Here is a 23,764-nt window from a genome sequence, read left to right on the forward strand (position 1 = left end):
GCTGCACATCGCTAAATCGTTAATTGAAGACAATAAAAAGGCCACGCTAATAGAAGCGTGGCTTTTTTTATCTATTGAATGGTTTAATAAATACTATAAACCTTCATCCACACGGACCAGCTTCACAGCACCACTGGCATCAGTGACACGGCGATAACGTACGTTACCAGAGCTTGCTGGCCTAGCCGATGGCTGCGCTGAGTAAGTGTTAGAAGGGGTTGTTTGCTGTTGAATCAATTGTCCCATGCGATCAGCAGATGCAGGTCGTAATGGCTGGCTGTTTGATGGTTGACCATATTGATTACCGTATTGATTGGTAGATGGCGCGCCACTAGGTGCAGTATTGCCAACAATCGCACGATAGAACTTTTGACCAGCACGGCCATCGGCTGGGAATATGCCACGACTAGACTGGTATTGTTGAATCGCTGTGCGCGTCCCATCTCCGATGATACCGTCAACACCGCCAATATCGTAACCGGCATTGATTAATGCTTGCTGAATGTCCTTGGCTTGCTGGCGGCTAATACCCGGATCATCTGTCGGCCATGCCGTTACAAAGTCAGTTTTGCTGCTGTCTTCGCGCGTGATTAAATCTGATAAATGGGCAATTGCCAATGCGTAGTTTTCTGACGCATTGTATGAGTAAAACGTATCAAAGTTTTTACCAACCAAAAATGCAGGACCTTCCACACCAGCTGGTAATAGTAGGCCTGCGCTACTCAAGTCAGAAGGCAGTGGACTACCATTGGCAAGCGTGATGCCTTGGTTGCGCCAGTGGCTGATAGATTTTTTGTCTTTGCGGTTAGAAGCCGCCCAAAAGCCGTTAGGTAACTTGACTTCATAACCCCAAGGCTCGCCCGTACGATAGCCACGTTTGTCTAGGAAGTTGGCGGTAGAAGCCAGTGCATCGGGGACGCTATTGACCAAATCACGACGACCATCACCATCAAAATCAACGGCCAATTCTAAAAAGGTGCTTGGCATAAATTGCGTTTGCCCAAAGGCGCCTGCCCATGAGCCTGTCATATCGCTTGGTGCAATATCCCCGTTCTGTACGATTTTTAGGGCGTTGGCGTATTCCCCTTGAAAATAGCTTTGACGACGATCAAAGCAAGATAGCGTCGCTAAAGACTCAAATAAAGGTTTTTTGCCCAAGGTCTGCCCAAAGTTAGATTCGACACCCCACACACCTAATACATGCTCAGCTTTCACCCCGTAACGCGATTCGATTTGGCGGAGTGTATCGCGCCATTGACGCTTCGCTCGGATACCATCTTCGACACGCTCTTTATCTACCAGCGCTGATAAATAATCCCAAACGTCTTTTTGAAACTCAGGTTGGTAGTTTAGTGATTGAATCACACTAGGATCAGGCTGAGTAGGGCGATAGTTGTTGAACGTGAAACTATCGACACCGCTGAATTTGCTTGAGTTTTTTAGACCATCCAAACATTGTTGGAATTCGCTGTTTGATAAGTTGGGTGCTTCGGGACGAGCCGCTTGAGCGGTACTGGCAAGACTGATGCCAACGGCCATACTGAGCAGCGATAAAGTAGAAAGGGGAGTCAAACGCATGAAAATATCCTATAAGCATCGAAATCGTGAATGAAGATAAAAGTGACTAAAGGCAGTATGGACTTAGAGTAACCAATCTTAATAATAAAGAAAAGGTATCGCAGCACTCAGTTACTATAAGCTGACGTTAGCGTGATATTAAGAGAAGTTTTTAAAAAAATGGAATAAATATCGGAATTTTAAAGTCTTCGATAATAAATTATTTATCTGTTAGCAGCTTATCTAACAACCAAACATGCTCGGTAACCTCCAAATCAGGCGCTGATCCGATAGAGGTAGGCTCTGATGCCAGCTCAGCAATGTGATAATGACTGCTATAATATTGCTGCACCTGCTCGCCACGCACTGAAAATGGTGGTCCATTCTTTTTATCTTGATCGTAATCAAGTGTGATTAAAAATTGTGGCGCATTGTCGCTCATTGTACGTATTTGCTCGCTATAGTCGAAACGCATATCAGCTGGCAGAGCGATTAACGCGGCTTTGTCATAAATGGCGTCAACATTTCCGATATCTTCAGTTGTCAGTGCAAAAATATCAGCGACCCACAGCTCTACTTTTTGACCTAGAAGCTTTCCTTGATAGCAGATAATAGCTGGATTTTCTGCATGCTGAAATACGGTAGGCTCAATGTTTTGCTCATTAAAAAACGCTTGTACAGCGGATTCCACCAATTCAACACCGACTACGTCATAACCTTGCGCTGCTAACCAAACCATATCGATTGATTTGCCACATAGAGGTACAAAGATACGGCTACCAGCTGGCAAGTTTAGCTTTGACCAATATTTGATTAATAACGGATTTGCTTCTAATTGATTGAAGCCGATACGTTTTTCTTGCCAGCGATTTTGCCAAAATTCAGGAGTCATAATATAGACCTCTATTTGTAGGCATCAAAATTGTGGGTGATTTTCTTATTTGAAATTCACGCCCATATAGTTGATACCAAATAAAATGGATAAACGATATTATAATGTGAGACTGAGATAAATTTTTTGTAGCCTCTGTCGGCGTAGGCACAGCAAGCAAAAAAATTATCTCAGTCTCGTTGACCATTTTTCATATTGATCTGCCTATAACCCCTTACATAATGTTGAACCCAATAAAAAACCAAACGCCTATTGTCTAAGCGTTTGGCTAGTATCGAGCATGATTTTTAATCAATCATTTAGCTGGTCATATACTGACTAAATTCTTTACGCAGTTTGGCAAGCTTTGGCGGTATCGCAAAATTGCAATACGCTTGGCCTGGGTTTCTGTTAAAGAAGTCTTGATGTTCGTCTTCTGCTTTAAAGAAATCCATCGCAGGATGAATTTCTGTAACGATATTAAGACCCATATCACGCAGTTTATTAATGGTACGGTCAACCGTTGGCCTTTGATCTTCGTCTGTATAAAACACCACACTGCGATATTGGCTGCCAACGTCATTGCCTTGACGATCCATCGTAGTGGGATCATGAGTCGCAAAGAATACATCAAGGATCACTTCTAATGGCACGACGGACTCATCAAACTCAACTTTGATGACTTCGACGTGTCCGGTGTTACCACTACAGACGTCTTTGTAATTGGCAGAGACAGCATCGCCGCCCATATAGCCGGATACGACAGACTGTACGCCTTTTATCGATAAAAATACTGACTCGGTGCACCAAAAGCAGCCGCCGCCTAATACGATGGTTTGCATAATTTTTCCTTATTTTTATAAGTATGGGCCAAATGTTAATCATTCAGCGATACGTATTTAGCTTAGCAGGGCATCTAGCCGCGATAAGTAACAAACAGTAATGTTATAATGGGCTTTTGCTACCTGTGCCTACGCTTAATGAACGAGTTTGGCAAAACGCATCATTATATTCCAATGTAAGTTCTATTATCAAAAACGAGTCGCCCCATGAGCCAACCTGATCCTACTAAACACGACATTCTATTTACCACGCCACTGGACAAAGCAGCACGCTTTTCTTTTGATGAGCAAGTGGTGGCCTGTTTTCCTGATATGATTCGCCGTAGTGTCCCAGGTTACGGTCAGGTATTGGCCATGCTACCCATATTTGCTCGTCGTCACTGCAAGTATCGTCAGCAAAGCGGTAGTGGTCAACGTGTCAGCCGCGTTTATGATTTGGGCTGTTCATTGGGTGCCGCGAGCATGACGCTGGCGGGCGAGTTTGACCCGCAAGATTTGCAGATTAAAGCCATTGATATCTCACCTGCCATGACAACCGAAGCCACGACGCTGTTGAGTGATAATTATCCTGAGCATGATATCGAAGTCATCACCGCAGATATTCGCGACGTTGAGCTTGAGCTGTGCGATATGGTGATTTTAAATTTAACGCTACAGTTTTTGCCAGCAGCCGATAGAGTTGCGGTATTAGAGAAGATTTATGCGGCGCTGAGCGAAGGCGGCATATTGGTATTGACCGAAAAAACCCATGCCTTTGATGAGCAATATGATGCGTGGTTGGTTGAGCGTTATTATGACTTTAAACGTGCCAATGGCTATACCGAGATGGAAATTAGTGGTAAACGTAATGCGTTAGAGAACGTGCTGATTACCGATACGTTAGATGAGCATCATGCACGCTTAGATCAAGTAGGCTTTGCGCGTCATTTGACTTGGTTTCAGTTTTTAAACTTTGTGTCTATTGTAGCGTTTAAATAATCCTTACTTTTAACACAGTTGTCCCTTCATCAATACGGTAACCTGCTTTTATGCTCAACGACACGATCACTCACGCCGAACGCGAACTGTATTTAACCTTGCTCGAATTAGCTCAGCAGCAGCCAAGTGCTTATGAATGGCTGACGCGACTGCCAACATGGTTAAATGATATTAAGGACAAGGCCAATTACGCCCATGCGCCTGCTTATCAAGCGTCTGTGGCGCGATTGCCAAATTTGACGGTCAATCATGTCGATTTAAATAGTGATGTACTGACGATTGATGCGAGTCTGAATCAGTCTCAGTACAAACAAACAACAGCGTTATTAAAGCAGTTGATGCCGTGGCGTAAAGGGCCATTTCAGATTGGCGGTCAAATCGGCGATGATGAATCAGGTATTAAGATTGATACTGAGTGGCACAGTGATTGGAAATGGCAACGGGTCGCGCCGCATTTAGGTAGGCTAGATGGTCGGCGTGTATTGGACGTCGGTGGCGGCTCTGGTTATCACGGCTGGCGCATGGCAGGGGCTGGCGCGGACACGGTCATCATTATTGATCCGTCATGCCTGTTTTATCATCAGTTCATGGCGATTCGGCATTTTATCGGTAGCGCGGATGCTCATGAGACGGGTCGTTACCGTACCCATTATATTCCCGTACCGCTAGAAGCGTTACCTGAGCACAGCCAGTTGTTTGATACCGTGTTTAGTATGGGCGTGCTCTATCATCGTCAGTCGCCGTTTGAGCATTTGCAGCAGCTCAGAGGTCAACTCGTCAAAGGCGGTGAGCTGGTACTTGAGACCTTGGTGGTGGAAGGTGATGCCAATACCGTACTGGTGCCACACGATCGTTACGCTCAGATGAATAACGTCTATTTTTTACCGTCAGTTGCCGCGTTAATCGGTTGGTTAGAAAAGGTTGGATTCTCAGATGTGCGCTGCGTCGATGTGGCTGTGACGTCTGTGAAAGAGCAGCGTCAAACCGAATGGATGACCTATCATTCGTTGGCGGATTTTTTAGATCCCAATGACGCAACTAAGACCATTGAAGGCTATCCTGCGCCGATGCGTGCAACCTTGATTGCAAAAAAATAGTACGTACTTACCTACCTACCTACCATAAGGAGAATGGACAGTGAAAAAACTAACGATGTTACTCAGTGCTATGATGGGTACTCTGTCATTAATGTCCATATCAGCTTATGCTGCCTATGGCACGCCATTTGAGGGGTGGGGTTTTGTACAGGATGATTGGCAAGTGGTGTGTGATAATACATCAACTTGCCGCGCAGCAGGTTATGCAGAGGAGAGTCAATTAGATATGCCTGCCTCGATATTGCTCACAGCATTGCCAAAAGTCGCTTTGCCAATGGCGCAGGTTCAGTTTTTATCGGAGTCCTCAGAGCAAGGTTTTACTGACGTTGAGCTGTGGCTAAATGGTAAAAACTTTGGCAACTTAACCTCAGATGACGATGGCTACACCTATGACTTAACCCACCAGCAACTCACCTACCTTCTCAATCATGCGCGTTTAAACACAAAAATAGAGATCAAAGAAGGCGGTAAAAGCTGGTTTATCAGTGATAAGGGTATGAGCGCCGTGCTGCTCAAATTAGATGAAGTGCAAGGAAGAGTAGGCACACCAATCGCCTTGGTCAGTAAGAACAGTCCAAATCGACAAACGCCCAAATCTGCTAAACCCGTACCAGTTATCAAAAAAGCTGATAGTTATTCGGAAGACAATCACAAACAGCTGGACCCTGCAAAATCTATTTACTTTAGAAAAAATATTGAAAAATGGGTGAATATTGATGACGAGCAGCTCATAGGCTCTGAAGATGATATGGGAGACTGTGAACTCATCAATCCAAAGACCGAAGCAAACCAACGAATGCAAGAGTATGGCGCTGATAGACTGGATTGGACGTTTACACCTGTAGACGCCAAGCACACGCTTGCAAGCCATGTGTGCTGGCAGGGCGCTTATAATGAAGGGTCAGGGTATTGGCTGATTAATCATGAAAAGCCAAGTCAGCCACAACTGATCACGACGTCTGGCAATGAGTATTCTGATGGCGAGATTTGGGCCACTCATAAAGACAGAGGTATCGGTGATTGCTGGAACCGCCGTATATGGACTTGGAACGGCCAAACATTTGCTAAAAGCGAAGAGGCGAGTACGGGAATGTGCCGCGGTTTTGCTGGCGGGGCATGGGCGCTGCCAACCTATGTAAGCGAGATCACAAACAAGGCAAATAGCACTCAATAAAGTCCGCTTTGACGTAAGCGGATACGACGCTGTCAAATGAGACAGGAACAAGCAATTACGTTGCTATGCTACGCTGACAGGATGAAATAAAAAAGATAGGTTATATCAGCCACCTTTTGAAAGCCACTTCCATTATGATCTTGAGGATAAAACCGACAGAGCCTGCGCCTAAGGCAACAAATATCCAAAAAGTACCAGCGCGACCAGCCTCAGAGGTTTTAGAGATATCCCACATGATAAAGAACAAAAAAGCGATGAATATTGGTAATAAGACGTACAGTCCCCAACTGGTGACGGTACTGGCAGCAATAGCAAACATGACATGATCCTATAAAAAAGTAGTAATGCATCTCCTATAACTGATATCGTTTAGAAGAGCCATACAAACTACCATTATACCGCGGAAGCGAGTGGGTATAAACGACTGCTCAGTATCGACAAGCAGGAACGTTACCATTGGCTCAGCCAATGATTGAATAGTGACTTGTCATAAGAAGCCGTAGAAAAGACATTATTGAATTTTGCATAATAAAAAGCCCAAACCATCGAGATCACTTGATAAGTTATTAAGGCTATTTGTCATAAGAGTAAGATTTTAGTGCTAATTTTGGCGCAAATGATGCAATGACGCGCAAAGATTGCTATATTTACAGGTTATTTATTTTTATATTTTTTGTCCCCTGCAATGTCGGTCGCTATTATAATAAGCAATTATCGATTGCTCGCATTCGCCACATTTTTACCCTGTTTTTGTTGTTTATTTAACTGAGTTTAAAACCCTATGTCACAAACCCAAATTGATACACTTGCATCGCTATTTCATGATGCCATTCAAACCTTACAAGCCGATGGCACGCTACCCAATGATTGGCAAAACAACAGCCAAATCACGCGTACCAAAGATTTGAGCCATGGTGATTTTGCCAGCAATATTGCACTGACGGCGGCCAAAGCGGCCAAGGCCAATCCGCGCCAACTTGCCGAAAAAATTGTGAGCGCACTGCCTGAGAACCAAGACATTCGCCAAGTAGAAATCGCAGGGCCTGGCTTTATTAACGTATTTTTAAACTCGGAAGCCAAGTTTTCGGTATTGGACGATATCTTTACCTTACAGGAACGTTTTGGTCTGAGTAATCAGTTCGACGGTCAAAAGGTACAAGTTGAGTTTGTCTCTGCTAACCCAACCTCAAGTCTGCACGTCGGCCACGGTCGCGGTGCTGCGTTTGGCATGAGTGTCTCAAACCTACTAGAAGCCATCGGCTACGATGTCACGCGTGAGTATTATGTCAATGACGCGGGTCGTCAAATGGACATCTTGGCGACCAGTACCTATCTGCGTTATCTAGAGTTAAATGGCGAGCAAATCACGTTCCCAGTCAATGGCTATCAAGGTGATTATGTTAGTGATATCGCCCAGACACTCAAAACGCAACATGGCGACAGCTACGTCCATGGTTTTGCAGATGTTGCTAAAGATGCGCCAGAAGATGCTCAGTTTGAGATTAATGCTGAAGGCGAAAAAATCCTAGTTTCAGGTGATAAAGAAGCGCACATTGATGGTTTGATTGCTAATAGCAAAGCCTTGCTTGGTGACAGCTACGAGTTGTTTTTAAATGCGGCATTGAGCAGTATTTTGGCTGATATTAAAGATGATTTAAATGACTTTGGTGTGAGCTATGAGTGCTGGTTCAGCGAACGATCTATCGATAGCGAGATTGAGCCAGTACTGCAAGTTTTAGACGAAAAAGGCTATCTATACGAAAAAGACGGCAATATCTGGTTTAAATCGACCGATTTTGGCGATGAAAAAGACCGTGTCGTGCGCCGTGCTAATGGTCAATCAACGTATTTTGCCTCGGATATTGCTTATCACAAAAACAAGTTCGATCGCGGTTTTGATAAGGTGATTAACGTTTGGGGCGCTGATCACCATGGTTATGTCCCGCGCGTAAAAGCGGCTCTATTGGCTTTAGGCATCGATGCCGATCGTTTAGACGTGGTGCTGGTACAGTTTGTGGCGTTGTGGCGTGGCAGTGAAAAAGTACAAATGTCATCGCGCTCGGGTCAATTTGTTACCCTGCGTGATCTGCGCGCAGAAGTCGGCAATGATGCGGCGCGTTTTTACTATGTAGCGCGTAAGCCTGAAGTGCATATTGATTTTGATTTAGAGCTTGCCAAATCACAAAGCAAAGACAACCAAGTCTATTATATCCAGTATGCGCATGCACGCGTTTGCCGTGTATTAGAAAAACTGGCAACCTACGATTTGGCAGTAGATGATGCTATTGGTTTGGCACATCAGGACTTGCTGACCGCGCCCAATGAAGACGAGTTGATTAAACTATTAGCAGGCTATCCAGCAACGTTATTACGCGCCGCGACGGGCTATGAGCCACATGTCTTGACCAACTATCTAAAAGAGCTTGCTGCCTTATTCCATGGCTGGTATGACACCAATCGCATTTTGCCTGTGAGTCTCACGTCAGGTGAAACACCAAGCTCGGATGAGATGGCATTGATGCAGGCACGTTTGCGTTTGTCCAAGGCAGTCAGACAAGTATTGGCCAATGGCTTAGGGCTGTTAGGATTGTCTGCGCCGTCTAGTATGTAGTAACTTTCTAACATGTGGTAGCTGTCTGATATACGGTAGTTTTCTAGCATATAGAATGAGTACAGACAGCTGATAGCAATAAATTGATGATAGATAGATTCTGTAGGGAGAACCAGATCCATGCTAGCCAAAAAACCTAAAGGCGCAACAGAAAAGCGCAAATCAAGTAGCGTATCAGGCTTATTATGGATGTTTGTCGGTGCGATTTTGACATTAATGATCGGGGTATTCATTTACCTTTCACCATTGTTCAATTTTAGCCCTGCTGATGGCAGCGCTGAGAATGATCCTGACAGGCAGGTACAGCCACGCGTTGATACAGATACTGATAACAGCGATTATGAGTTCTATGATATCTTACCCAATCAAGAAATGGCCACCATTCCTGATGAAGAGATCACTGATACGAATACCAATCAATCAGATAATATGGGTGCCTTTGAGCCAGATGTTGTAGTGACTCAGCCTGAGGATACTGGTAATTTTGGTATCGCTGAAAGTACAACCATTGAGCCAAGTGCTAGTAATAATGCGACAACCAGCAATGGTAGCAACGATATTGTGATTGTGGAAGAAGATGCGACTTATGATGAGGCGCCAGCGACCAATAGCAACAGTAGTAATAATACGAGCAATCGTGCAAACAATGCAGGTGCTGGTACAGCAAGTGTGCAACCAGCCAAGCCTTCGACCTATATCTTGCAAATTAATAGCTTCGGCGATGCAGACGAAGCAGATCGTCGCCGCGCGCAAGTATTGATGGCGGGTGTGGATGCCAGAGTAGTCAAAAACACGACAGGCAATGGCCTACCGATCTATCAGGTAATCTCGCGTCCGTTAAATAACCGTCAGGCAGTGACAACAGCACAGCAGCGCTTACAAAACAATGGTATTGACTCTATTATCGTTGAACAGCGTCGCTAAGTTAAGTTGTTTACAGTAATTGTATTTATTGAAAAAGCGTCGTCATGACGCTTTTTTTATCTCTTGATTTTATCAAATGCTTTCTAATTGTTTTATCCTATCAAACGTTTATTAAGAGTATGGTTATGACCGTATCTAACTCAGTAACACCGCAAGCAGGCGTTATCAAAGCATTCTTTCAAAAATACTTTATCGATGCCTTTACGGGCATGGCGTTAGGACTATTTGTCACACTAATTGCTGGCTTGATTATCTCACAAATCGGTGGCTGGTTGGGTTTGCCAGCATTGGTCGCGGTCGGGAAGCTTGCCTCGATATTAATGGGAGCAGGCATCGGGGTGGGTATCGCTTATTATTTAAAAGCGCCAACACTCGTGATGCTCAGTTGTCTCGTTGCAGGTATGTTGGGTGCCCATTCTGAAGCATTGATGGCAGGGACGTTATTTACGCTACAAGAGGGTGGCCCTGCGACCTTTGTAGCACTGCCAGGCAACCCAATCGGCGCTTATTTGACGTCTGTATTCGCTTATCGCGCTGGTACGTGGATCGCAGGCAAGACTAAGCTCGATATTTTATTAGTGCCCTTAGCAGTGTGTGGTATCGCGCTATTGGTCTGTGCGCTGCTCAATCCGCCTGTCGTTGCGGCAGTTAATGCGATTGGGCAAGGGATTCACGCGGCGACTGAGCTACAGCCTTTATTAATGGGTATCGTGATTGCAGTCGTCGTTGGTATCTTATTGACGCTACCAACATCAAGCGCTGCTATTTGTATTGCGATTGGCCTTGGTGGTTTGGCGGGCGGTGCCGCAGTTGTTGGCTGTGCGGCACATATGATTGGTTTTGCCGTGGCCAGTTTTAAGGATAATGGATTCAGTGGCGTCATCTCTCAAGGCTTGGGTACCAGCATGCTGCAAATCCCTAATGTGCTAAAAAAGCCTATCGTTCTACTACCTGCTGTTATTGCGAGCGCGATCGTTGGCCCTATCGCGACTGTCGGATTTGGGCTGGCTTGTACAGCGACAGGGGCTGGTATGGGTACCGCTGGTTTAGTTGGTGTGTTTGGCGTTATTGAAGCATCACAAGAAATCATGAGTACGACTCAATTATGGACAGCGATTATTCTTTTGATGTTTGTATTGCCTGCGGTGATTGCTGGTTTGGTCGCTTACATCATGCGCCGCATAGGCTGGCTAGTTTCTGGTGATATGAAGCTGCCTTAAAAACGGTTAAAAATTTGTATTCATGACCATACAACAAAAAAGCCCTGCTGTTAAAAACAGTAGGGCTTTTTTATTCAAGGAGCGTCAGTTAGTTATGGTGCGGTACTTGTTTTATCACTACGCTTGTTATTGCGTCGTGGCTTTAGTTTGCGCGATAACTGAGTGATGTCGTTTATAACTTCACTATAATGTGATGGGAATACCCGCTGAATGGCATCAACCATTTTGGCATCATTCCCAATTAAGCAACGCTGCTGATTGGTCGCTGCGGCATGTAGAATAACCCAAGCCGCTTCGCTGGCATCGAACTTCAACAGTTTATTGAAGCTTCTAATAGCTTTGTCACCAGTAGGCATACCGACTGTACTGGTACTATCATTGCCACGTGCGCTATTGGCAATATTGGTTTTGATGCCGCCTGGATGGATACAGGTCGTTGATACACCGCATTTCTGAATGTTAAGCTCTTGACGCAAGCTCTCTGTGAAGCCGCGTACCGCAAACTTACTGGCATTATAAGCAGAATATGAAGGCTGAGCGGTCAAACCAAACAGGCTGGATATATTAATAACATGACCATGTTCTTTAAACTGGCGGGGTTGATCGTCTTGACTATCACTCGTCACTTCGCTTTGTTTGACGCTATTTTTGATCAACGGCAAAAACGCTTTGGTGCCATAAACCACGCCCCAAAAATTGATATCCATTACCCATTCAAGCTCTTCAATACTGGCGCCCTCTATTGTCGAAGAGAAGGCCACGCCTGCATTGTTAAAGATGAAATTGACTTTACCATGATCGCTCATCACGCTATCCGCCCATGCTTGCATAGCTTGATTGTCTGATACATCGAGCACGGTCGTGGTGACCTTAACATTATAACCAATCAGCATCTCTTTGGTTTGTGCCAACTGCTCTGCATTGATATCTGATAAGGCAACATCACAGCCCATTTTTGCTAAATGAAGCGCAAGCTCGCGTCCCATACCAGAACCTGCGCCAGTAATGGCGGCCACATGGTTTTGGTAATAAGGCGCAATATTATTATCTCGATCGTTGGGTATATAAAAGGGCAGGCGCTGACGCAATGACGTTGCCGCCGCGGTGAGAGTATGGAGCATAATAAACATTCCTTTGTATTATTAAGAGTGGGTATTCATAGGTGCCATAGACGTTGGCATGCAGCAGTAGAATAAAGGTCGAAATAGACTATCTACATTAGCATGATTTGTGATGAGGTCTGCTTGCGATTGATAAACGCTGCTGTCATTTTGAGATAAGGAGAGTCAGTTATCTTTACAATGCTATATTACTAATTTTTCTTACATTATGAAAAATTAGCGCCTTGTAGACAGATAGTTTAGGCAATAAACAGGTATGAAAAAAATCCAAAATTTGGGGTTCAAATCATTTTTAATCACACCCAAGGCAGTGTATTCAAATCAATCACAAACAACACTATATGACCAATTACTAGCCTTTTTAAGCCAGCGCTAGACGAATAGTTGTGGACTTAACGCGTACCCCAAAAGTTGCCAAGAATGGTATCTTTTTGACAGCTATTCAATTATTAGCGGTCAATCGTATCAGCAATTCGCTTAAGCACGGATAGCGTTGTCTCAAGCTCTGCTTCAGAAATATCTGTTGAGCCGTTGACTGCCCATGCCAATTGTTTGTCATACAACTGCGCATATATCATTTCTCCACGTTCCGATAAGCGGATTAATCTCGCTCTCTTATGCTCTGGGTTGTCATGGAATAACAAGAGCTCATCCTTGTGCATGACATCAACAAGTCGTTGCACGGCCTGTCGCGTTAGCCCCATGTTTCTGGCGATTTGTGACGCAGTTTGCGGTTCACCTGCCAGTGACAGCGCGCCTAAGACCTTCCATCGAGCACTCGTGATGCCATGTTCAGCCCCCATCTGGTCGCCTTCACTGACAAAAAAACCGCCTAGCTTGAATACTTCAAGAACAATATCGGTGAATATAGGGCCTTTGTTAGATTTTTCCATCTACAATCCTATAGGTAATTTGACAACATGTTGACAATATTAAATGTCAGTCGCATAATGACAACATGTTACCAATTAATGTCGTTGGAAGAAACCATGATAACTCTCCTTCATAGAATTTCCGCCCAAATAGCGATCCTCTGTATAGCTACTTTTTTTACAGCAACGATCTTCGTTGAGCTTTTTGGTACGGTCGCGTCTGTAGCAACCGTAAAAAGCCTAATCTTATGGCCAGGTTTATTTATTCTTATTCCTGCAGTTGCATTAACTGGTGGCAGTGGCTTCGCCTTAGCAAAATCTAGAAGCGGGAAGCTCGTTCGTCAAAAGAAGACAAGAATGCCCTTTATTGCCGCTAATGGCATACTTATTCTGATCCCGTGTGCCATATTTCTTAATCAATGGGCATCGATAAGCGCTTTTGATACCAAGTTCTATATCGTACAAGGCATTGAGTTGTTCGCTGGTGCCATCAATATTATTTTGATGGGCATGAATATGAGAGATGGCTTTCGTATGAGTGGACGATTTGGGCGGTCGAGATTAAACAACGGCTAACCATAATTTTTACTGGGCGCAGTCGCTAACGCACCTGCGCGTCTAAAGGCACGTATAGATTCACTATGACAATAATAAGCGGATTCAACTAAAATGAAAAAGACTGATTCCTGTAGTGTACAGAAATCAGTCCTTGGGTAAACGAAACTGGCCAATACTTGGAGCTTCGTTTTATGCATGCTGGACTTTTTGTCAGTTCATAGCAAAGATGAACTTAAGCAATCTTAGGAACTTTGCCTTCATTAATCACATCGGCATCAACCATTACGGTTTTGGCATCTTTCATCGATGGTAGTTCGTACATGGTTTCAAGTAACGCGTTTTCTACGATAGAACGCAGTCCACGGGCACCTGTTTTGCGCTCCATGGCTTTTTTGGCGATGGCATCAAGGGCTTCTTTGGTGAAGCTGATTTCTGCGCCTTCCATATCAAACAAGTACTTGTACTGTTTGACTAGGGCGTTTTTAGGTTCCGTCAAAATCTGTACTAAGGCTTCTTCATCAAGCTCTTGCAGTGCAGCAAGTACAGGCAAACGACCAATCAGTTCAGGAATCAGACCAAATTTAATCAAATCTTCTGGCTCAACTTGTTGTAGTAAATCTGAGCTACGACGACTGTCATCTTTTGAGCTGACATCAGCGTTAAAACCGATACCGCCTTTTTCAGTACGTTGCTGAATCACTTTATCAAGACCTGCAAACGCGCCGCCCACGATGATTAAGATATTGCTGGTATCAACTTGGATCAGCTCTTGCTGTGGATGCTTACGACCACCATGCGGCGGGATGGCAGCAACCGTGCCTTCGATAAGTTTTAGCAAGGCTTGTTGTACACCTTCGCCTGACACGTCACGCGTGATAGAAGGGTTGTCGCCTTTTTTGCTGATTTTATCGATCTCATCAATATAGATGATGCCTTGCTCAGCCTTGCTCACATCATAGTCAGAGGCTTGCAGTAGCTTTTGGACGATGTTTTCAACGTCTTCACCAACATAACCTGCTTCGGTTAAAGTGGTAGCATCGGCCATAGCAAATGGTACATCAAGCAGACGTGCTAGGGTTTGCGCCAGTAATGTTTTACCAGAACCTGTTGGGCCAATCAGCAAAATATTACTCTTAGCCAACTCGACCATCGCATCATCAGCGCCGATCTTAGCTTTTTTGCTATCACTAGCCAATGTTTGGCTGACTTTTAGACGTTTATAATGGTTATAAACGGCAACAGCTAACGCTTTTTTGGCAGCGTCTTGACCAATGACGTACTCATCAAGTTTGGCGCGCAGCTCTTTTGGCGTTGGTAGTTTTTTATTCACCCAAGAGGTATCAATGTCACTATCGTCATCGTTGTCTTCAGCACTGTCTGCGATCAAATCAGTACACAGCTCAATACATTCATTACAGATATTGGCATCGTCAGCGGCAATCAGCTGCTGTACATCGCTTTTGGCTTTGCCACAAAACGAGCAATGCGGGGTATTATCTTCTGCCATAAAAGGCGCTCCTAAAATTTAACGCTTATAAATATTCTAATGGTTAACACGAATGCCAGCGCTTATACACCAAGGCACTCGATGTTTAGCAAGGTGTTTATCTCAGTATTATAAAGAATCAGGACGACGCTCTAATACTTCGTCAACCAAACCATATTCTTTGGCTTCTTGCGCATCTAACCAAAAATCGCGCTCAACATCTTTTTCGATTTTTTCTACTGGCTGACCTGTACGCTCAGCTAAGATTTGGTTTAAGCGCGCCCGCGTTTTTAAGATTTCACGCGCATTGATTTCGATGTCTGTCGCCTGACCTTGTGCACCGCCAGATGGCTGGTGAATCATGACGCGAGCATTGGCAAGTGAGTAGCGTTTGCCTTTTTGACCAGCCGCCAACAAGAATGAACCCATGCTATAAGCACCGCCCATACAGATGGTAGAGACTTCAGGCTTGATGAAGTTCATGGTGTCAAAAATGGCTAAGCCTGCACTCACTGAACCGCCTGGTGAGTTGATATATAAATGGATATCTTTATCAGGGTTTTCAGCTTCTAAGAATAACAACTGGGCGACAATCAGATTGGCCATATGATCTTCAACTTGACCAGTCAAAAAGATCACACGCTCACGCAATAGGCGTGAAAAAATATCAAAAGAGCGCTCGCCGCGCGATGATTGTTCGACAACCATAGGGACTAATGCGCTCTGGGGCGCCGCTTGTGTGTTTTGCACCTCATTGTGCGCACTCATTAGCATGTCAAAATGTGGATTGGCAGTAATGCGATCATAATCTGTCATAAAAATGTCCTGTTTATACGTACATAAGATAAGGGTAAAAAAACGAACGACCAAGCTGTTTTCGGTGTTTATCATTATAAGTATTGCCGCTGAGGGATAACACTCACTAGATACAGTGGTACGCTCTAGATGCTGTTCAAAATAATTGCACTAATGGTAACTTTTTTATTGGAGCAATAGTAACTTTTTCATGTGCAAAATGTTTTTCTATCAATAATAGGCGTGACTTTCTATTAATAAGGCGTCGATACGCGTTTATCAAGGGTAGCACTCATAAACTGTTTATAAAAAAGGTATATAAGCGCCCAATAAAAATGCCCTAACAAATTCGTTAGGGCATTTTATTAGAGCATGTTGCGATAACGCTTAGCATTGAATGCCAGTAACTAGCAAATGGCTAAGTGCTATCCTGCTAAATTACATGCCTTGCTGCTGTTGTTGCTGAGCCGCTAGCAAATCTTGGTAGCTGACTTCTTTGTCAGTTACTTTGCCTTGGCTGATCAAATAATCTACTACTTGGTCTTCTAATACTACAGACTCAATGTTAGCGCGCTGCTGCTTGTCATTGGTGTAGTACTCGATTACTTCCGCTGGATCTTCGTAGTTTTCAGCGGCTTCTTTGATGAAGGTTTCAACACGCTCTTGATCTACTTCTAGACCTTTAGTATCGATAACACGGGCAACGATGATGCCAAGACGGGCAGCACGTAGCGCTTGCTCTTCAAATAGCTCATTTGGCAGCATGTCTTTATCGAAGCTATCAGCATTCGCACCGAACTGCTGAGAAAAACGTTGCATCATCATGTTGCGTTGACGCTCGATTTCTTGCTCTAGCATCGCGTTTGGTACGTCAAACTCGTTCTTTTCTAACAATGCGTCAAAAGTCGCTTGCTTAACTTGGCTACGCGCAGCGTTTTTGATTTCGCGTTCCATGTTTTTGCGTACGTCTTCTTTCAACTTCTCTACGCCGCCTTCTTTTACGCCGAATAGCTCTAGGAACTCTTCATTGATTTCAGGTAGCTTAGACTTTTCAACCAATTTTACGTTGATTTTGAACTGAGCTTCTTTACCCGCTAGGTTCTCAGCTTGGTAATCTTCTGGGAAAGTCACGTCGATAACTTTTTCTTCGCCAGCTTTCATGCCTTTGATGCCCGCTTCAAAACCTGGGATCATCTGGTTGCTACCGATCACCAATTTGAAGTCTTCAGCAGAGCCGCCTTCGAATTTTTCGCCGTCGATAGAGCCTTCAAAGTCAAAAGTCACTTGGTTGTCTTTCGCTGCCATGCCTTTTTTCTCAACGAACTCTTCACGTTGTTTTTGTAGGTTTTCGATCATGGTGTCAACGTCTTCTTCACTCACTTTTGCAGTGTGACGCTCAACTTCGATCTCATCGATACCTTGTACATCAACTTCTGGGAAGATTTCAACAGTGGCTTGATACACTAAGAAATCGTCTTCAAGTTTTACGTCGTCGATGTTCGGCATGCCAACCGCGCGGATGTCTTCAGATTTGATCGCTTCAAAAACCGTATCACGGATGACGTCGTTGATGACTTCTTGTTGAATGCCAGCACCGTACTGAGAGCGGATGTGTGACATAGGGACGTTGCCTTTACGGAAACCGTCGATTTTGGCAGTTTTCGCCACTTGGCGAATACGGCCTTCAACTTTGTTTTGAATTTTTTCGACAGGTACTTTAACCGTTAGCTGAGTCTCTTTATTAGATAGCTTGTTGGTTGTGACTTGTAAATCTGTAGCCATGTTCATTACACCTTTAGGATTAAATAGTACGTTTGATTTGATAGTACTTGGAGTTAAATGGTAATAGACAACCGCGCCTCAAAATATGAGCATGTACGACGGCTTGCCGCTGGAATAAATAGGGGATAATGACAGCGCGCACGCTCATTATCGGTGCCAGAAGCAATCGCTACTGGTACTAATGGTTGAGAATGCCTAGGTTATAGACGCTATCAAATATCAATCATAAACCGTTAATAAGCCGCATAATAACGTTTTTTAGTGAATTATACAGCCAAATTAGGGCTTTCAACAAAATTTTAAAAGTAGAACAGTATAATCTATCTGCTTATTAAAGTAAAAATTATCTGTTTGCTATGCTCAGCTCAAACCCATTGGTTCAAAACAGAAACAGATAAAAAGTAGCTTTATTTTCATATAAATCGCTTGTAGACAGTCAAAATATAAGCAGGTTACTTGAACACTAACAATATGCTACTGAGATGAATTTTTCGTAGCCTCTGTTTAGCAGCAAGCGAGGAAAATTTATATCAGTAGCACGTGGTTAAAAACGTATTGACTTTACTTTGAACTGATTAGAACCAACATAAAAATCTTACAACGACAGCTGCGCCAATAACTGTTTAATGGCCTGCCCACGGTGACTGATGCGATTCTTATCAGTTGCGCTCAGACTGGCTGCGCTAGCTTGCAACTCAGGTAACCAAAACAGCGGATCATAACCAAAACCGCCTTCACCATGCGGTGCTTCTAAAATCTCACCCTGCCATAAACCTTGGGCGATAATCGGTAGCGAATCATCCGCGTGGCGCACCATGGCTAGAACGCAAACGAACATGCCTTTAATAGGCTTGTTAGCGTGCTCAGTACGAATAGGCTGCAAGTCAGCGACGAGCTTGGCATTGTTTTTACTATCATTGCCGTGTTCACCAGCATAGCGTGCTGAGTAGATACCAGGGGCATTGCCTAGTGCTGGCACGCACAGTCCTGAGTCATCGGCGATGGCAGGTAGACCGCTGATTCGGCTAGCATGGCGCGCTTTGATAATGGCGTTTTCTACAAAGCTTAAGCCATCCTCAACAGCGTCTTCGATACCCAGCTCACCTTGCGGTACAATCGTCACATGCAGATTTGCTTTGGCAAACAACCTTTGAAACTCAGCCAGTTTACCTTTATTATTACTGGCGAGTACCCATTGGTGATCAGGGGCTGATTGGGTAGAGAAAGTTTTAGAGAGTGTCGGGGTCTCAAGGGTACTCATGGTATCATTCCGTCAGGTAGATAAGGATGGTTTTCTGCGCGCTTGTAAGCATGGTCTATAACATTTGGTAACTGATACTCTCGGTCACGTTTGCTATACTAGCCCGCAAGCTACAGTGAATTATATCTTATGGCTTATGAATATTAAGTTAATAAACATGTATAAAGCCAGCCACTTGGTGTTAGGGTAAAAGCAATAGCCCAATCAATTTTGGCTTCATCATAATACGTGATACTGTGTTAAGCAATAACATGTATTAAGCGATAACATTCAATTCAAACAATAAACTCAGCCACTTTAGGCCGCTATTTTGTAGGGTAAGAACAGTGTAGAATTTGGCTTCTACAAAATGATCGGTCAAAAACAGCAAGGATAAAATAACTATGTCAAATATTACTTTACCAGATCTACCATATGCAAAAGACGCACTAGAGCCACATATCAGTGCCGAGACACTAGAATACCATCATGACAAGCATCATGCTGCTTATGTAAATAAGTTAAATGAGCTATTACCAGGTTCTGGTCTAGAAGACAAAACCTTGCCAGAGATCATCGAAGCGACGGCTAAAGATGAAAGCAAGCAAGGCATGTTCAACCAAGCAGCCCAAGTATGGAACCACACGTTCTATTGGAACTGCATGACGCCAACCAACGGCGGCGGCGAGCCTACTGGCGACCTAAAAGGCAAAATCGAAGAAGATTTCGGTAGCTATGACAAGTTCCGTGAAGAGTTCAAAAATGCAGCATTGACTCAGTTTGGTTCAGGTTGGGCATGGCTAGTCGCTGACAAGGTCGGTGGTAAATTGTCGATCGCCAAAACAGCTAACGCTGATACCCCATTGGCACATGACCAAGTAGCGGTATTGACTTGTGATGTATGGGAACATGCGTACTATGTAGATTACCGTAACCGTCGTCCTGATTATGTTGACACGTTCCTAGACAAGCTTGTGAACTGGGACTACGCAAACGCAAAATATAAAGGTCAAGACGCTGGCGTTGAAGAGTAATCTTTAACCAAGCATCTGATTTAAAAAAGGACGCCGTGAGGCGTCCTTTTTTTGGTTTGCAGTTAAGCAAACAATGTTAAGCCACACCGCCATTAGCACCAATATTTTGCCCTGTGACCCAAGCCGCTTCTTCACTGACAAGGAACAGCACCACACGAGCGATGTCAGCTGGTTCACCAATGCGGTTAAAGGCTGACATACTGGCGAGCTTTTCTACGGTGTCATCCGTTTTCCCTTGATGGAACAGCTCCGTATCGGTAGGGCCAGGAGATACCGCATTGACGGTAATCTTGCGTGCGCCAACTTCTTTTGCAAAGATTCTGGTCAGCTGTTCTACTGCACCTTTAGTCGCACAATATGAGCCATAAGTGGGTAGCATCATGCGTGTGGTCGTGCTTGAAAGGTTTACGATACGGCCCCCGTCGTTGAGTTTAGTCGCAGCTTCACGCAATGTATTGAACGTACCTTTTACATTGATATCAAAAATACGGTCAAAGTCGTCATCAGTGGTCTCTGCAATGGGTTTGCAGATAATGATGCCTGCATTGTTCACCAAAATATCTGGCTTACCAAACGTATTGATGGTGGTGTCAAACATTGCCTTAACTTGCTGGGTATCGCTAACATCTGCTTGAATGGCGATCGCTTCTCCGCCTGCTTTTTTGATTTTATTCACAACTTCATTTGCGGCGGCGTCATCGGTGGCATAATTGATGACCGTTTTGGCACCTGCTTCTGCTAGTAGTATGGCTATCTCAGCACCGATTCCTTTTGATGAACCAGTTACTATAGCGACTTTATTTTTTAGGGTTGTCATAGGCTTTTCTCTTATTATGGGTGAATATTAGTGCGTTTATATGGGGGTTTGGCTGATAAGTTTTGATGAACTGAATAGACGTTACCAGTGTGCCAAACCGATAAGTAGATATGTTGTGTATTTTAATTTTGGATAAATTTATCGATTGTGTCTACGCAGATGTAAAGTATGAAGGTGAGGATATTAGCATTAGAGAATGCTTCTGAGCGTTTAAGTATTTGATTGATAAAAACGGTCTTGATGGCGCTATAATATGGGCGACGCCAATATAAAATGCACACGGGGAGCTAGGGTGAATAAGGCACGCAGCGCAGTACTTGCTACATTGACACTATCGGTACTGAACCTGTGCTTTATGATACTTAGCGTCTTGACTAAGACGCGAGTATTTCCTGATTATCCACCGATGGTCATCACGTTATTTACGGTGTTTTTAATCACTCTTGGTGTGCTTAGCATCTGGCAACTGTTTGCAGGGCTGGATGGTCAAACGATGCGTGGCAAGATACTGCTACTGCTCGCGGTGGAGTATTTTGTGGTGTATGTGGTGGATATCGCCAATATCTTTCCGCGCTCGGTCGCACCGATGGAACAGACACTGTTTATCATGGAAATATTTGGCGCTGTACTGGCGGTACTGCTGTTTGTTAGTGCAAGCGTATATATCAAATCTGAGCCAATCAAATCTTGATCGTTTAAATACAATCATCGACAAGCTAGTAAGCTGGGACTATGCTGCCGCAAAATACAAAGGTCAGGATGCTGGCGTTGACGTGTAATTTTTATTAAGCATTTGATTTGAAAAAGGACGCTAAGAGATGTCCTTTTTTGTTTAGTAAAGTAGTTTTCACACTACCTATTTAAAGCCTTTTCATCTAACTTTATCAATACAAATCGACCTTGTTCTGCTACGTTAGCAGATTTATCGGCTGCAAATTTTTCTGCAAGATTTCTGGCGTGGGTACCTAGACTTTCAATATTTCTAATAAGAAATTCGGCTGAAACTTGTCTGACAATAGGAGATCGGTCAACAGCTGATCTATTCAATAGTTCAAGAAAAGGCGTTTGTACGTCGATTTTTCTTTCGGCAATAATTGGTATTAACTTTTGTTCGCCGTAGTATTCATCAATCCATTGCCATTCTCGACTCTTAATCCACGTCATACGACTTTCAAATAGACTACGATAAGCTTTGGCTCTAACATAAGGTTGAACAGCATTACTAGCAATCTCATTAAGATAGTGATCGAGAATATCTGTACGACCAATTTGCGAAAGTAATGATGGCATTGGTCCCGATGTAGATGACATCAGATGAGATTTAAGCAATAAGGCTATCTCTTTTGTCGCAATCATATCTAAGAATATTTGCTTGTCGGCTTCTTCGATTTTCCCCCAAGAATGCCAATCAATCAGAAGCATACACAATACTTCAGTAACGTATTCAGGTTTTGTATTCTTAAGCAATGAAGGAAGCATTTCCTTTGCAGCGACGCGAACTTGCGGCACCCAATCATTTAATCTACGTACCACCAAAGCAAGGAAGAAAGCATTAGGTACGCCACTTGATGATTGGCGTAAGATTTTTTCTCGCCTATATCCATCTCCACTGACGACATCTAGCCAATTCAATTTCATGTTTGGTTCAAATAAACGGGCCCATATTGAACGAGTAGTAGCGTGTAGATTGTTATCAATTTCACTACGAATGAGGCATTCCCAATAGCTTAATTTAACCAACGGCATGTTTGAAGTAACTTGAATAAGTGAAGACATGTCTCCTTTATAATCATTACTAGAATCGATTGAATGAATAAACTCATCGATAGCTAATACAATGTCATTCTGTATTTCTTGATAATTTTTCATAGTGGATTGCTCTTTTAGCTACAATACCTCAAACCCAAACTTACCCAACGCCTCTCTTAACATCGCAATATTATAATACGCATGCGCATTGACGGTGTTTTGAAAGAAAATATACAGCGTATCAAAGTGCTGGCGTTGATTGGCAATCGCTTGCGCCCAGTCCTGCATTTCATCTTCACTATAGCGATAATCATGACGGTCACTTGCACTCATTGCATCCCACCAGTTCAGATTATTACCATGCATGCGTAGATAGCCAGTCCGCTGGGTAAATATCAATCGTGATGGGGGCAGTCCGCTGACTTTTGGGTAATCGACGCTGCACCAAATCAGACCTTGCGCGCGAAAACTATCGACCACTTGCGGCGTGTGCCAGCCGTTATGACGAAACTCAACAGCAAGTGGATAATCTTTAAACCAGCTGACAAGCTCTGCTAAGTAGAGACGATGCTCGCGAGTACGGTCAAAGCCATGCGGGAATTGGAGTAATAATGGCGCTAACGCATCCGCTTCGATAAGTGGTGTGAGCGCGGTGAGAAAGGCCTCGGCATGCTCACTTGTGCCTTTACGCGCATGGGTGAAGTCTTGATGGAGTTTTACGGCAAATTTAAGCTGGCTGCCCGCTTGCGCGTAGGCTTTATCAACCATGCCAGCAAAGGCTTTTTGGCCGATGGGCGCGTAGAAGGTGCTATTAATCTCGACCGCGCCATATTGCTTAGCGTACTCGCACAAAAAATCCGTTTTTTTGGTGCCAGCGGGATACAGCGTCCCAAGCAAGTCCGTGTCGCTATAGCCACCAGTGCCAAGATAAATACGCGGGGTAGGGTTGCTGTCCATGTTGACCACTCACTGCTGTGTTGAGTAATAAAGTTTGCTAAGCTTTTTTGTATATAATCAGGTTAAGATAAAAGAGACA

22 protein-coding genes are annotated in these 23,764 nt (G+C 43.9%); 9 read left to right on the top strand and 13 right to left on the bottom strand.

The features are described from left to right. Positions 1-93: 93 nt before the first annotated feature. The 3 genes from CZ794_RS03790 to msrA form a co-directional block, all read right to left on the bottom strand. Positions 94-1,578: a lytic murein transglycosylase gene (locus CZ794_RS03790; protein WP_087040305.1), complete on the bottom strand. Its 1,485-nt coding sequence runs from the start codon at positions 1,576-1,578 to the stop codon at positions 94-96. A 199-nt stretch (positions 1,579-1,777) separates the two neighbouring features. Further along, on the bottom strand, positions 1,778-2,449 hold the full coding sequence (tmpT, locus tag CZ794_RS03795) for a thiopurine S-methyltransferase (protein WP_087040306.1): 672 nt from the start codon (positions 2,447-2,449) through the stop codon (positions 1,778-1,780). A 299-nt stretch (positions 2,450-2,748) separates the two neighbouring features. Next, complete coding sequence (msrA, locus tag CZ794_RS03800) at positions 2,749-3,270, bottom strand: peptide-methionine (S)-S-oxide reductase MsrA (RefSeq protein WP_087040307.1); 522 nt, start codon at positions 3,268-3,270, stop codon at positions 2,749-2,751. Between the two features lie 207 nt (positions 3,271-3,477). Between msrA and cmoA the strand changes: the two genes are divergently transcribed. Genes cmoA through CZ794_RS03815 form a run of 3 tightly spaced genes read left to right on the top strand, consistent with a single transcriptional unit; the run spans position 3,478 to position 6,519 of the window. After that, entirely contained in the window at positions 3,478-4,248 is a 771-nt protein-coding gene (gene cmoA / locus CZ794_RS03805; RefSeq protein WP_087040308.1) for a carboxy-S-adenosyl-L-methionine synthase CmoA, read from the top strand. A 50-nt stretch (positions 4,249-4,298) separates the two neighbouring features. After that, positions 4,299-5,345: a tRNA 5-methoxyuridine(34)/uridine 5-oxyacetic acid(34) synthase CmoB gene (gene cmoB, locus CZ794_RS03810; protein ID WP_087040309.1), complete on the top strand. Its 1,047-nt coding sequence runs from the start codon at positions 4,299-4,301 to the stop codon at positions 5,343-5,345. 40 nt (positions 5,346-5,385) lie between these two features. Beyond that, positions 5,386-6,519 carry a DUF1176 domain-containing protein gene (locus CZ794_RS03815; RefSeq protein ID WP_087040310.1) on the top strand — a complete coding sequence of 378 codons (1,134 nt, stop codon included), beginning with the start codon at positions 5,386-5,388 and terminating at the stop codon, positions 6,517-6,519. Between the two features lie 100 nt (positions 6,520-6,619). Here CZ794_RS03815 and CZ794_RS03820 read toward each other — a convergent pair whose 3' ends face one another. Further along, on the bottom strand, positions 6,620-6,838 hold the full coding sequence (locus CZ794_RS03820; protein ID WP_087040311.1) for a DUF2788 domain-containing protein: 219 nt from the start codon (positions 6,836-6,838) through the stop codon (positions 6,620-6,622). A gap of 462 nt (positions 6,839-7,300) precedes the next feature. Here CZ794_RS03820 and argS point away from each other — a divergent pair, with 462 nt between their 5' ends. The 3 genes from argS (at position 7,301) to CZ794_RS03835 (ending at position 11,274) form a co-directional block, all read left to right on the top strand. Next, entirely contained in the window at positions 7,301-9,130 is a 1,830-nt protein-coding gene (argS, locus tag CZ794_RS03825; RefSeq protein ID WP_087040312.1) for an arginine--tRNA ligase, read from the top strand. Positions 9,131-9,250: 120 nt separating this feature from the next. Further along, positions 9,251-10,054, top strand: a complete 804-nt coding sequence (locus CZ794_RS03830) for an SPOR domain-containing protein (protein WP_087040313.1) — start codon at positions 9,251-9,253, stop codon at positions 10,052-10,054. 125 nt (positions 10,055-10,179) lie between these two features. Beyond that, complete coding sequence (locus CZ794_RS03835; RefSeq protein WP_087040373.1) at positions 10,180-11,274, top strand: PTS transporter subunit IIC; 1,095 nt, start codon at positions 10,180-10,182, stop codon at positions 11,272-11,274. Between the two features lie 92 nt (positions 11,275-11,366). Here CZ794_RS03835 and CZ794_RS03840 read toward each other — a convergent pair whose 3' ends face one another. Next, entirely contained in the window at positions 11,367-12,395 is a 1,029-nt protein-coding gene (locus tag CZ794_RS03840; RefSeq protein ID WP_087040314.1) for an SDR family oxidoreductase, read from the bottom strand. Positions 12,396-12,844: 449 nt separating this feature from the next. Next, entirely contained in the window at positions 12,845-13,288 is a 444-nt protein-coding gene (locus CZ794_RS03845) for a MarR family winged helix-turn-helix transcriptional regulator (RefSeq protein ID WP_087040315.1), read from the bottom strand. A gap of 96 nt (positions 13,289-13,384) precedes the next feature. Between CZ794_RS03845 and CZ794_RS03850 the strand changes: the two genes are divergently transcribed. Further along, positions 13,385-13,843 (top strand): hypothetical protein, encoded by a 459-nt coding sequence (locus tag CZ794_RS03850; protein WP_087040316.1) that lies wholly within the window; start codon positions 13,385-13,387, stop codon positions 13,841-13,843. A 214-nt stretch (positions 13,844-14,057) separates the two neighbouring features. On the opposite strand, the gene clpX is transcribed toward CZ794_RS03850, so the two are convergent. From clpX to rdgB, 4 genes are all read right to left on the bottom strand, one after another. Further along, positions 14,058-15,332, bottom strand: coding sequence for an ATP-dependent protease ATP-binding subunit ClpX (gene clpX / locus CZ794_RS03855; protein WP_087040317.1), 1,275 nt, complete (start codon positions 15,330-15,332; stop codon positions 14,058-14,060). A gap of 108 nt (positions 15,333-15,440) precedes the next feature. Beyond that, entirely contained in the window at positions 15,441-16,127 is a 687-nt protein-coding gene (gene clpP, locus CZ794_RS03860; RefSeq protein WP_087040318.1) for an ATP-dependent Clp endopeptidase proteolytic subunit ClpP, read from the bottom strand. A gap of 417 nt (positions 16,128-16,544) precedes the next feature. Next, complete coding sequence (gene tig / locus CZ794_RS03865; protein WP_087040319.1) at positions 16,545-17,888, bottom strand: trigger factor; 1,344 nt, start codon at positions 17,886-17,888, stop codon at positions 16,545-16,547. 595 nt (positions 17,889-18,483) lie between these two features. Further along, positions 18,484-19,149, bottom strand: coding sequence for an RdgB/HAM1 family non-canonical purine NTP pyrophosphatase (gene rdgB / locus CZ794_RS03870; protein ID WP_087040320.1), 666 nt, complete (start codon positions 19,147-19,149; stop codon positions 18,484-18,486). A gap of 383 nt (positions 19,150-19,532) precedes the next feature. On the opposite strand from rdgB, the gene CZ794_RS03875 reads away from it, so the two are divergent. After that, a complete protein-coding gene (locus CZ794_RS03875) occupies positions 19,533-20,162 on the top strand; it encodes a superoxide dismutase (RefSeq protein ID WP_087040321.1) in 630 nt (209 codons plus the stop codon). Between the two features lie 76 nt (positions 20,163-20,238). Here CZ794_RS03875 and CZ794_RS03880 read toward each other — a convergent pair whose 3' ends face one another. Next, on the bottom strand, positions 20,239-20,979 hold the full coding sequence (locus CZ794_RS03880) for an SDR family oxidoreductase (RefSeq protein WP_087040322.1): 741 nt from the start codon (positions 20,977-20,979) through the stop codon (positions 20,239-20,241). Between the two features lie 292 nt (positions 20,980-21,271). Here CZ794_RS03880 and CZ794_RS03885 point away from each other — a divergent pair, with 292 nt between their 5' ends. Then, the gene (locus CZ794_RS03885) at positions 21,272-21,670 is read left to right on the top strand and encodes a hypothetical protein (protein ID WP_087040323.1); all 399 of its coding nucleotides are present in this window, start codon (positions 21,272-21,274) and stop codon (positions 21,668-21,670) included. Positions 21,671-21,831: 161 nt separating this feature from the next. Here CZ794_RS03885 and CZ794_RS03890 read toward each other — a convergent pair whose 3' ends face one another. Next, positions 21,832-22,848 (bottom strand): hypothetical protein, encoded by a 1,017-nt coding sequence (locus CZ794_RS03890; protein ID WP_087040324.1) that lies wholly within the window; start codon positions 22,846-22,848, stop codon positions 21,832-21,834. Positions 22,849-22,866: 18 nt separating this feature from the next. Next, positions 22,867-23,685, bottom strand: coding sequence for a DUF72 domain-containing protein (locus CZ794_RS03895; RefSeq protein WP_087040325.1), 819 nt, complete (start codon positions 23,683-23,685; stop codon positions 22,867-22,869). Positions 23,686-23,764: the final 79 nt, after the last annotated feature.

The organism is Psychrobacter sp. JB385 (assembly GCF_900163785.1).
Lineage (GTDB): Bacteria > Pseudomonadota > Gammaproteobacteria > Pseudomonadales > Moraxellaceae > Psychrobacter.